Source organism: Streptomyces sp. NPDC033216, from assembly GCF_055577115.1.
In genome coordinates, this window is record NZ_JBVIQK010000016.1 from 146,214 (window position 1) to 156,073 (window position 9,860).

9 protein-coding genes are annotated in these 9,860 nt (G+C 73.5%); 4 read left to right on the forward strand and 5 right to left on the reverse strand.

Going from position 1 to position 9,860, the window contains the following annotated elements:
* Positions 1-61 precede the first annotated feature (61 nt).
* Genes ACZ5Y0_RS26220 through ACZ5Y0_RS26235 form a run of 4 tightly spaced genes read right to left on the reverse strand, consistent with a single transcriptional unit; the run spans position 62 to position 3,422 of the window.
* On the reverse strand, positions 62-1,126 hold the full coding sequence (locus ACZ5Y0_RS26220; RefSeq protein WP_469131136.1) for an NAD(P)H-dependent flavin oxidoreductase: 1,065 nt from the start codon (positions 1,124-1,126) through the stop codon (positions 62-64).
* Positions 1,126-1,842 carry a CoA-transferase subunit beta gene (locus ACZ5Y0_RS26225; RefSeq protein WP_469131153.1) on the reverse strand — a complete coding sequence of 239 codons (717 nt, stop codon included), beginning with the start codon at positions 1,840-1,842 and terminating at the stop codon, positions 1,126-1,128. Before ACZ5Y0_RS26225 ends, ACZ5Y0_RS26220 begins: the two co-directional genes overlap by 1 nt.
* On the reverse strand, positions 1,842-2,678 hold the full coding sequence (locus ACZ5Y0_RS26230) for a CoA transferase subunit A (protein WP_469131137.1): 837 nt from the start codon (positions 2,676-2,678) through the stop codon (positions 1,842-1,844). Before ACZ5Y0_RS26230 ends, ACZ5Y0_RS26225 begins: the two co-directional genes overlap by 1 nt.
* Entirely contained in the window at positions 2,679-3,422 is a 744-nt protein-coding gene (locus tag ACZ5Y0_RS26235) for an enoyl-CoA hydratase family protein (RefSeq protein ID WP_469131138.1), read from the reverse strand.
* Positions 3,423-3,475: 53 nt separating this feature from the next.
* On the opposite strand from ACZ5Y0_RS26235, the gene ACZ5Y0_RS26240 reads away from it, so the two are divergent.
* The gene (locus tag ACZ5Y0_RS26240) at positions 3,476-4,225 is read left to right on the forward strand and encodes an SDR family oxidoreductase (RefSeq protein ID WP_469131139.1); all 750 of its coding nucleotides are present in this window, start codon (positions 3,476-3,478) and stop codon (positions 4,223-4,225) included.
* Position 4,226: 1 nt separating this feature from the next.
* Complete coding sequence (locus ACZ5Y0_RS26245) at positions 4,227-5,132, forward strand: SDR family oxidoreductase (RefSeq protein WP_469131140.1); 906 nt, start codon at positions 4,227-4,229, stop codon at positions 5,130-5,132.
* 16 nt (positions 5,133-5,148) lie between these two features.
* Here ACZ5Y0_RS26245 and ACZ5Y0_RS26250 read toward each other — a convergent pair whose 3' ends face one another.
* Positions 5,149-6,045, reverse strand: coding sequence for a hypothetical protein (locus tag ACZ5Y0_RS26250; RefSeq protein WP_469131141.1), 897 nt, complete (start codon positions 6,043-6,045; stop codon positions 5,149-5,151).
* A 155-nt stretch (positions 6,046-6,200) separates the two neighbouring features.
* Here ACZ5Y0_RS26250 and ACZ5Y0_RS26255 point away from each other — a divergent pair, with 155 nt between their 5' ends.
* Positions 6,201-6,536: a chorismate mutase gene (locus ACZ5Y0_RS26255; protein ID WP_469131142.1), complete on the forward strand. Its 336-nt coding sequence runs from the start codon at positions 6,201-6,203 to the stop codon at positions 6,534-6,536.
* A gap of 695 nt (positions 6,537-7,231) precedes the next feature.
* Positions 7,232-9,724, forward strand: coding sequence for an aminopeptidase N (gene pepN, locus ACZ5Y0_RS26260; protein ID WP_469131143.1), 2,493 nt, complete (start codon positions 7,232-7,234; stop codon positions 9,722-9,724).
* Positions 9,725-9,860 lie beyond the last annotated feature (136 nt).

The window sequence follows — 9,860 nt, forward strand, 5'->3', positions numbered from 1 at the left end:
CCGCGGACACCTCCCCCGTCCCCGGCGCGTCGATTCCCCAGGGCTCACCGATCGTTTTCCGTCATGCGCGCGGAGAAGCGCCACCGGCCGACAACGCGGCGACGGCGTCCGCCGCCTCGGCCATCACCCGCTCCACCAGCTCCGCGCAGGACGGCAGGTCGTCGATCACCCCGGCGACCTGCCCCGCCGCCATCACCCCGAGGTCGGTCCGGCCGTCCACCATCGCCGACCGCAGCAGCATCGGCGTGTTCGCGGCGAGGAGGACCTGGCTCCACGACAGCTCCTTGCCGTGCCGCAGCGCCAGTCCGTCGCGCACCATCCGGCGCCAGGTCAGCCCGGTCAGCCGCCGCAGACCGGCCGCCCGGCGCAGTGCCTGCCCCAGCGCCCGCACCCGCCCGGCCCCCTCCAGGGCGTCGACCAGTTCGGTGCGCAGCATGCGGTGCGGCAGCCCGTCCACCGCCCGGGTCACGGTGACGTCCCGCGCCGTCGCCGCCAGATACCGGGCCTTCACCGCTTGTGGCACGGTCGAGTCCGACGTCAGCAGGAAGCGGGTGCCCATCGCGATCCCCGCCGCCCCGTACGCCAGCGCCGCGACCAGGCCGCGCCCGTCGAAGAATCCCCCCGCCGCGACGACGGGGATCTCCACGGCGTCCACCACCTGCGGCAACAGCACCGTCGTCGCCACCTCACCGGTGTGACCGCCGCCCTCCCCGCCCTGTACGAGGACGGCGTCCGCACCCCACGCAGCGACCTTCTCGGCATGCCGGCGGGCCCCCACGGACGGGATGACGACGACACCGGCCTCCTTCAGCTCGGCGATCAGCCCGGCGGTGGGCGCGAGCGCGAAGGACGCGACCCTCACGCCCTCCTCGATCAGGACCGCCACCCGCTCGCCGGCGTCGACCGCGTCGGCGCGGAGGTTGACGCCGAAGGGCGCGTTCGTGCGGGACCGCACCTCGCGTACCGCCTCGCGCAGCTGGTCGAGGGTCATGGTCGAGGACGCCAGGATGCCCAGCGCGCCCGCGTTCGCCGTCGCCGAGACCAGGCGTGGGCCCGCCACCCATCCCATCCCGGTCTGCACGATCGGGTGCCGCACCCCGACCAGCCGGGTCAGCGCCGTCTCCATCAGTGCCCGACCTCACGCGCCCGCGTGTCCGCCGGATCGATCACTTCCCGGATCAACGCCAGCTCACCCGCGGTGGGTTCCCGCGTGTACGGCACCTCGTCCGGGACCGTGAGCGCGAACCCGGTCGCCTCCCTCACCTGTCCGACGGTCACGCCGGGGTGCAGGAAGGCCAGCCGCATCGAGCGGTCCGGGGTGGCGAAGTCGAAGACACCCAGGTCGGAGACGACCCGCGGGAGGCGGTGGTAGGGGGTATCGGCGGCACGGTCGTACCCGACCCCGCACACCATGTCGACCCGCTCGACGAAGACCCGCCGGGAGTGCCGGGGGACCCAGTAACTGGTGGGGTTGTTCGCGGTGTTGGCCGGTGCGCCCCGCACGCCGAGCAGTTGTCGCCTCGGCTTCGTCCAGTCGCCGATGCATGAGATGTTCTGGTTGCCGTACCGGTCGATCTGGCTCGCGCCCATCATCACGTGCCGCCGCCCGCCGGTGACCAGCGCCAGGTGCTGCCGGTACGGCAGCCAGCCCTCGACGGCGCCGTCCGGGCGGACCAGGAGCGCCTCGCCGTCGGTGAGCAGCAGGTCCGGCGCGAACGTGCGGCGGGCGAGGCGGGCGCCGACGGAGGGGATCACGCCCATGGGGGAGGCGAGGATCTCGCCGGCGCCCCGCCAGGCCTCGGCACAGGCGATCACGCAGTACTCGGCGCGGGTGACCTCCATCATGCCCCCTCCCCGACGGCCGAGCGGTAGGCCCGCTCGTCGCCGCCCAGGTACCGGCGCGCGAACTCGGGCCAGGGCGTGGTCGCGTACGTCGTCTGGAAGGCCTCGTCCCGCCCGTAGTCGGGAGCGCAGGACGTGAAGTGCGCCCCGTTCGGGGCTTCCACCACACCGGTCACGGTGTGCCGCTTGACCAGCAGTGTCTGCGGTGTCGCGTGCTTCGTCAGCTCGGCTGTCGCGACGATCCGTTCGCAGGAGACGTAAGCGGTGTCCGCCGCCTCGCAGAAGAGGTCGTCGAAGTACGGGTCGGGGCCCAGATACTGCCCGTTGCCCAGTGGGTCGGCGCGGTTGACGTGGACCAGCGCGGCGTCCATGCGCAGCGCCGGCACGGCCACGAACGTCTCCCCGTCGGCGTACGGCGAAGTCACCGTCCGCAGTCCGGGATTGACCCGCATCACGTCCGAGCCGATCCCGGCCCGCACCGGCAGGAAGGGCAGCCGGTTCGCGGCGGCCCGCAGACCCCACATGAACATCGCCTCGTCGATCTCCGTCAGCTCCACGCCGCCGCGCTCGCGGGCCGCCCGGTAGTGCGGTTCGAGCGGGATCGAGTCGAGGGTGACGAACGGGACGACCAGCCTTCGGACCCGTCCGGCGGCGACCAGCATGCCGACGTCCGGACCGCCGTACGAGACGACCGTGAGGTCGGTGACAGCGGACCGGAGCAGCGCCCTGACCAGGGCCATCGGCTTGCGGCGCGAGCCCCAGCCGCCGATGCCGAGGGTCATGCCGTCGGCCAGCCGGCCGACCGCCTCGTCTGCGGACATCGTCTTGTCGCTCACCTATGCCCCGTCCTTCCCGAACCTGTCGCGGACCCGGTCGGCCACCCCGAGGGCGTTCGCCTCGAAGGTGAAGCCCTGCTCGAAGCGGTAGCTGCGGCGCACGTCGACCGGGTCGATGCCGTTGATGGCGGCCTTGGCGAGGCGCAGCAGCTCCCCGTCCTTGGCGGCGATCTCGCCCGCCAACTCCATTGCCGCGGAACGCAGTGCACCCCGCGGTACGACTCGCCACACCGAGCCGTGCGCGTGCAGCTCGGCCGCGCTCGCCGTGCGCGAGGTGAAGTACAGGGCGCGCATGAGGTGCCCGGGCACCAACCGGGCGAGATGCGTGGCCGCGCCCAGGGCTCCCCGGTCGAGTTCGGGCAGCCCGAAGACGGCGTCCTCGGCCGCCACGATCGCGTCCGCGTTGCCCACCAGGCCGATGCCGCCGCCCAGGCAGAAGCCCTGCACGGCGGCGACGACGGGCACCTCGCACTCGTACACCGCCGCGAACGCCTCGAAGCAGCCGCGGTTGGCGCCGACGAGCGCGCCCGCACCCCCCGCCCGGAGTTCCTTGATGTCCACGCCCGCGTTGAAGCCCCGCCCCTCGGCGGCCAGCACCACGCACCGCACCCGCGGGTCCCGGCCGGCCCCGCGCACGGCGTCGGCCAGCGCGAACCAGCCGTCCACCGGAAGGGCGTTCACCGGCGGCACGTCGACGGTGACCAACGAAATCCCCTTTTCCGGGGACGAGGTGGAGACACCCATGGAGGCATCAGCTACCTTTCCACCAAACGTTTGTTAGGCGGAAGGTAGCGTGAATGGAGCTGGACGGGAAGGTCGCCGTCGTCACGGGCGGTACCCGCGGCGTCGGCGCCGGGATAGCGCGCTCCCTCGCGGCCGCGGGGGCCGAGGTCGTCGTCTGCGCCCGCCGCCCCCCGGAAGTCCCCCTGCGAGGCACGGAGTTCGTGCCGCTGGACGTGCGCGACGGCGACGCCGTCCACCGCACCCTCACCGCGCTGCCCCGACTGGACGTCCTCGTCAACAACGCGGGCGGCGCCCCCCACCGCCCGCTCGCCCGGGCCGGCGCCGACCGGCACCTGCGCGTCCTCGAACTCAACCTCCTCGCCCCCCTGACCGTGTCCCTCGCCGCCTACCGACACCTCCGGCGCGCCCACGGCTCGATCGTGATGATCGGCAGCGTCAGCGGGAGCCGCCCCTCGCCCGGCACGGCCGCGTACGGCGCGGCCAAGGCGGGCCTGGAACACCTCGCCCGCTCGATGGCCGTGGAATGGGCGCCGGAGGTCCGCGTCAACACCCTCGTCGTCGGCATGGTCCGCACCGAGCGGTCCCACCTGCACTACGGGGACGCCGACGGCATCGCGGCCGTCTCCCGCACCGTCCCGCTCGGACGCCTCGCCGAGCCCGCGGACGTCGGCGCCGCGGCCGTCTTCCTCGCCTCCGACGCCGCCGCCTACATCAGCGGGGCCAGCCTCCTCGTCCACGGCGGTGGGGAGCGGCCCGCGTTCTTGGAGGCGGCCACGGCCGCACCCGCTGACAAGGAGCACTGACATGAGCGGAATCTGCGCGGGCCGGGTCGTCGTCGTCACCGGCGCCGGGCGGGGCCTCGGCCGCGCCCACGCCCTCGCGTTCGCCGCCGAGGGCGCCCGGGTCGTCGTCAACGACCTCGGCGTCGGCCTCGACGGCACCCCGGACCCCGGCAGCCCGGCCGCCCGCGTGGCCGAGGAGATCCGGGCGGCGGGCGGCCACGCCGTCGCGCACGGCGCCGACATCGCCACGGACGAGGGCGCCGCGTCCCTCGTCACGGCGGCCCTGGAGACGTACGGCCGGCTCGACACCCTCGTCAACAACGCCGGCTTCCTGCGCGACCGGATGCTGGTCAACCTCGACGAGGACGACTGGGACGCCGTCGTACGCGTCCACCTCAAGGGCCACTTCCTCCCCCTCAGACACGCCGCCGCGCACTGGCGCGCCGAGGCCAGGGCGGGCCGCACCCCCGCCGCCCGGATCGTCAACACGAGCAGCGGGGCAGGCCTGCTGGGCTCGGTCGGGCAGGGCAACTACAGCGCCGCGAAGGCCGGCGTCCTCGCCCTCACCCTGGTGGCCGCCGCCGAGCTCGCCCGCTACGGCGTCCAGGTCAACGCCATCGCCCCCGTGGCCCGCACCCGCATGACGGAACGCGCCTTCGCCACCACCATGGCCGCACCCGCCACCGGCTTCGACGCGATGGCCCCCGAGAACGTCTCACCCCTGGTCGTCTGGCTCGGCTCCGCCGCGAGCGACGGCGTCACCGGCCGCGTCTTCGAGACGGAGGCCGGCCGCATCACCGTCATGGAGGGCTGGCGTCCCGGCCCGACGGCAGACAAGGGGGAGCGTTGGACCCCCGAGGAGGCGGGGGAGAGGGCACGTCGACTGCTGGGGGAGGCGGAGCGGCCCGGTCGGGTGTACGGGACGTGAACCGTACCGGGGCGTCCTACGTGTCGCACTCCAGCACCGTCCGGCACAACCCGCACCGCGCCCGCACCCGCCCCCGTACCGGCACCCTGATCCGCTGGAGGCAGGTGGGGCAGGGAAACGTCACCCGTAGCGGCCCCCGTCCGTCCGGCACGAAGGCGTACGGAGCGCTCGGCGCGACGGCGAGGGCCGGGGTGGCCTGCGCGTGCCGTCGGTCACGCGCGTAGCGTCGCCGCCCCGCCCACCCGGCGGCCGTCAGCGGCGGCTGCCGCTCGTCCAGGCCGGCCCGCTCCCTGCCCTTCACGTACGCCGTGTACGCCTGCGCGCTGGTGAACCACGTCGACGGATCCTCGCCGAAGACCAGCGCCCGCTTGGCCAGGACGTACCCGAACTCCTCCGGCGTCAGGTACCCCAGCTTCTGCGAGGAGGACGCGTCCTCCCGGTAGGCGTCGAGCAGCAGCCACCCGGCGCCCAGATAGGTGGCGGCCGTGTCCGTGAGGATCTCGTTGGCGCGGGTGCCGGGGAACGCCAGGTCCACGCGGTGCAGGAAGACATGGGTGATCTCGTGCGCCAGAGCCGCGCCGATGTCCCGCCGATGGGTGCGGAACCGGTCGTTCAGCTCGACGAAGTACTCGGGCCCCGCCGTCAGTTCGACGTTGGCCGCGTGCTGCATCTCCCGGAACCCGACGATCAGCCGGGCGTCCGGCAGCCGGAAGTGTCGCACCAGCTCCCGCGCCACCCGCTGCGCCCCGAGGTGCAGGTCGTCGGTGTCGCAGAACGCCACGTCCACGGGGGCCACGCTGGTCGCGAACTGGTGGATGGTGTCGTACGACAGCCGTCTGTAGAGCGCGGTGACGGCGTCCCGCACCGTGTCCAGGTGCGGATAGCCGTGCTCGACCGGTCCGTCGTTCGCCACGCCCGTACCCCCAAGACGCCGTGCCCCCGCTTCCACTGTACGAGGAACCGGCGCGAGCGGGCCCGCCTCGGAGCGGAGGAGCGCCGCACGAGGCCCCGGCGGCGGGAATCACGCGACCGCAGGCCCCCCGGCACGACGCACTAGGGTGAACGCCCATGACCACCAGCAACACCGGAACCGGTGACGTCGACCCCGCCGTCCACGAGGAACTCGCCCGGCTGCGCGACAGCATCGACAACATCGACGCGGCCGTCATCCACATGCTCGCCGAGCGCTTCAAGGCCACGCAGCAGGTCGGCCATCTCAAGGCGCGCCACCAGCTGCCGGCCGCCGACCCGGCCCGCGAGGCCCGTCAGATCGCCCGCCTGCGCGCCCTCGCCGAGAGCGCCAAGCTGGACCCGGCGTTCGCCGAGAAGCTCCTCAACTTCATCATCGCCGAGGTGATCCGCCACCACGAGCGCATCGCCGAGGGCGCCGTCCACGGCGTCTGACCTCCGCGCACCGACCGCACCCGGCGCACCCGTACCCCGCCGAGGCGTACGCCGTAGGCGCGTCGGCGGGTACCGCGCCTCAGTCGGCGGGCACCGCGCGTCCGGGTTCGGGCACGAGACCGACCGGCCGTCGGAGGGCGGCGCCGCAGGACCTGGCACGCACGAGCGCCGCTTCGGCCTCGGAGCCGCCGACCTGGCCAGGAAAGCCGGTCGACCCGTCGGCCCTGCGCACCGAGGTCCGCTGTCGGTACGCCGCCCACCACCGCTACGAGGCCCACCGGCGCTACGTCGCGCTCCAGCGCTACGCCGCCCACCGGCGCTACGCCGCCCACCAGCGCTGCATCACGCTCCAAGCCAACGCCGCCCACCAGCGCTGGGTCGCGCTCCGGGAGGAGACGGGGGCGCTGCGGGCACGAGTGCGGGACGCCGAGAGGCGGGACGACCGGGTCCCCTTCCAGCGCGACGCCGGGGCCCGCGCCGCTCGCCCGCAGGCCCTCACGGCGCCGTGGACCCGCCCTCGCCGCGACCCCCACGGTCCCGCCGTCCCGCCGTCCCGGCGCCCCTGCGACGGTCGCATCGGTCCTGGTCGGGGCCGGGGTCCCCGTGGCTTCGGCGCCCGCGAACGAGCGGGGGACAAAAGGTGCGTACCGATCCGCCCCTGTGCCCGGCCTGCGGCATCGGGCAGCATGGCCTGCATGTCCGTACTGACGCGCGACGAAGCGCAGACCCGTGCCCAGCTCCTCGACGTCCACCGCTACACCATCGAGCTAGATCTCACCACCGGAGACGAGACCTTCGAATCCCTCACGGTGATCCGGTTCGCCGCGCGCACGGGCGCCGACACCTTCGTCGAGCTGAAGCCGGTCGAGCTGCGCTCCGTCCTCCTCGACGGCGAGACCCTCGACCCGCGGACCCTGGACGACAACCGGCTGCCCCTGGAGAACCTCGCCGCCGGTGAACACGAGCTGCGGATCGCCGCGAGCATGCGCTACTCCCGCACCGGCGAGGGCATGCACCGCTTCACCGATCCCGCCGACGGCGAGACCTACGTCTACACGCAGATGTTCATGGACGACGTCCAGCGCGTCTTCGCCGCCTTCGACCAGCCCGACCTGAAGGCCGTCTTCGACCTGTCGGTGAAGGCCCCGGAAGGCTGGACCGTCCTCGCCAACGGCATCACCGAGCACCTCGGCGAGGGCCGCTGGCGGGCCGCCCCCACCCCGCTGATCTCCACCTACCTCGTCGCCGTCGCCGCCGGCCCCTGGCACTCCGTGCGCACCGAGCACCGCGACCTGCCCTTCGGCATCCACTGCCGCCGCTCCCTCGCGCCCCACCTCGACGCCGACGCCGACGAGATCCTCGACGTCACACGCGCGTGCTTCGACCGCTACCACGAGAAGTTCGAGGAGCCCTACCCCTTCGACTCCTACGACCAGGCGTTCGTCCCCGAGTTCAACGCCGGCGCCATGGAGAATCCCGGCCTCGTCACCTTCCGCGACGACTTCGTCTACCGTTCCGCCGTCACCGACACCGAACGCCAGACCCGCGCCATGGTCATCGCGCACGAGATGGCCCACATGTGGTTCGGCGACCTCGTCACCCTCAGGTGGTGGGACGACATCTGGCTGAACGAGTCCTTCGCCGAGTACATGGGCTACCAGACCACCGCCGAGGCCACCCGCTTCACCGACACCTGGACCGAGTTCGGCGTCGTCCGCAAGGCCTGGGGCTACGACGCCGACCAGCGCCCCTCCACCCATCCCGTCGCCCCCGAGAACGTCGAGGACACCGCCTCCGCTCTGCTCAACTTCGACGGCATCTCCTACGCCAAGGGAGCCTCCGCGCTCCGCCAGCTGGTGACCTGGCTCGGCGAGAAGGACTTCCTGGCCGGCATCAACACCCACTTCGCGCGCCACAAGTTCGCCAACGCCACCCTCGCGGACTTCATCGACTCCCTCGCCTCCTCCACCGAGCGCGACGTCCACGCCTGGGCCGACGCCTGGCTGCGCACCACCGGCGTCGACACCCTCACCCCGACCCTCACCACCGAGGCCGGCACCTGCGCCCTCGCCGTCGAGCACACCGGCAGCCGCCCGCACCGCATCGCCGTCGGCCTGTACGACCACGACCTGTCCGACGACGAGGGGCGCCTCACCCTGCGCGAACGCCTCGACATCGACATCCCGCAGAGCACCCCGCAGCCCGTCGGCAAGCCCCCCGCCCTGCTCCTGCTCAACGACGGCGACCTCACCTACACCAAGGTCCGCTTCGACGCCGCGTCCGCCGAGGCCGTCGGCACCAGCCTGTCCCGGCTGCCCGACCCGCTGACCCGCGCCGTCGTCTGGAACGCCCTGCGCGACGCCGTCCGCGACGGCGAACTCGCCCCCGGCGCCTATCTGGAGACCGCCCGCGTCCACCTCCCGCGCGAGACCGACCTCGCCCTCGTCCAGGGCGTCCTCGCCTTCGCCTCCGCCCAGGTCGCCGACCGCTACCTCACCCCCGCGGAGCGCCCCGCCGCCCTCGCGACCCTGTCCTCCCTGTGCCGCGACCTCATCCGCCGCACCGAGGACGGCGACCATCCCGGCCTGCGCCTGATCGCCGTACGCCACTTCATCGCCGTCGCCGTCCACCCGGAGACCATCGCCGCCTGGCTCGTCGACGGCACCGTCCCCGGCGGACCCGAACTCGACCCCGACCTGCGCTGGCGCGTCCTCGCCCGGCTGGCCGTCCTCGGCGCCACCGACGAGGCCGCCATCGCCGCCGAACTCGAGCGCGACCCGTCCGCCACCGGCCGGGAAGGAGCGGCCCGTTGCCGCGCCGCCCTGCCCGACGAGGAGGCCAAGAGCGCGGCCTGGTCCGCCATGTTCGACGGCGACGACCTGTCCAACTACCTCTTCACCGCCACCGCCCAGGGCTTCTGGCAGCCCGAACAGGCGGACCTGGTACAGCAGTACGTGCCCCGCTTCTACGACGACGCGATCGCCGTGGCCGCCCGCCGCGGACCCGCCATCGCGGACGCCGCCGGCCGCTGGGCCTTCCCCGCGTACGCCATCGACGCCGAGAACCTGGCCCTGGGCGAAACCTGCCTGCGCGAGGCGGACCCGACCCCGTCCCTGCGCCGCAAACTGGCGGACCAGCTCGACGACCTGAAGCGAGCACTGCGGGTGAGGGACGGCGTCATGCCCTGACCCGTCCGGCGCTCGCGGCCCAGGCCCGTTCAGGGCCGGAACCGGTCGGCCGGGGCCAAACCATGGCCGACCGATCCGGCGCCGGCCGACGACCCCGACGCCGATCGTAGAAGGCTCGATCCACCCGGGCTTCCGC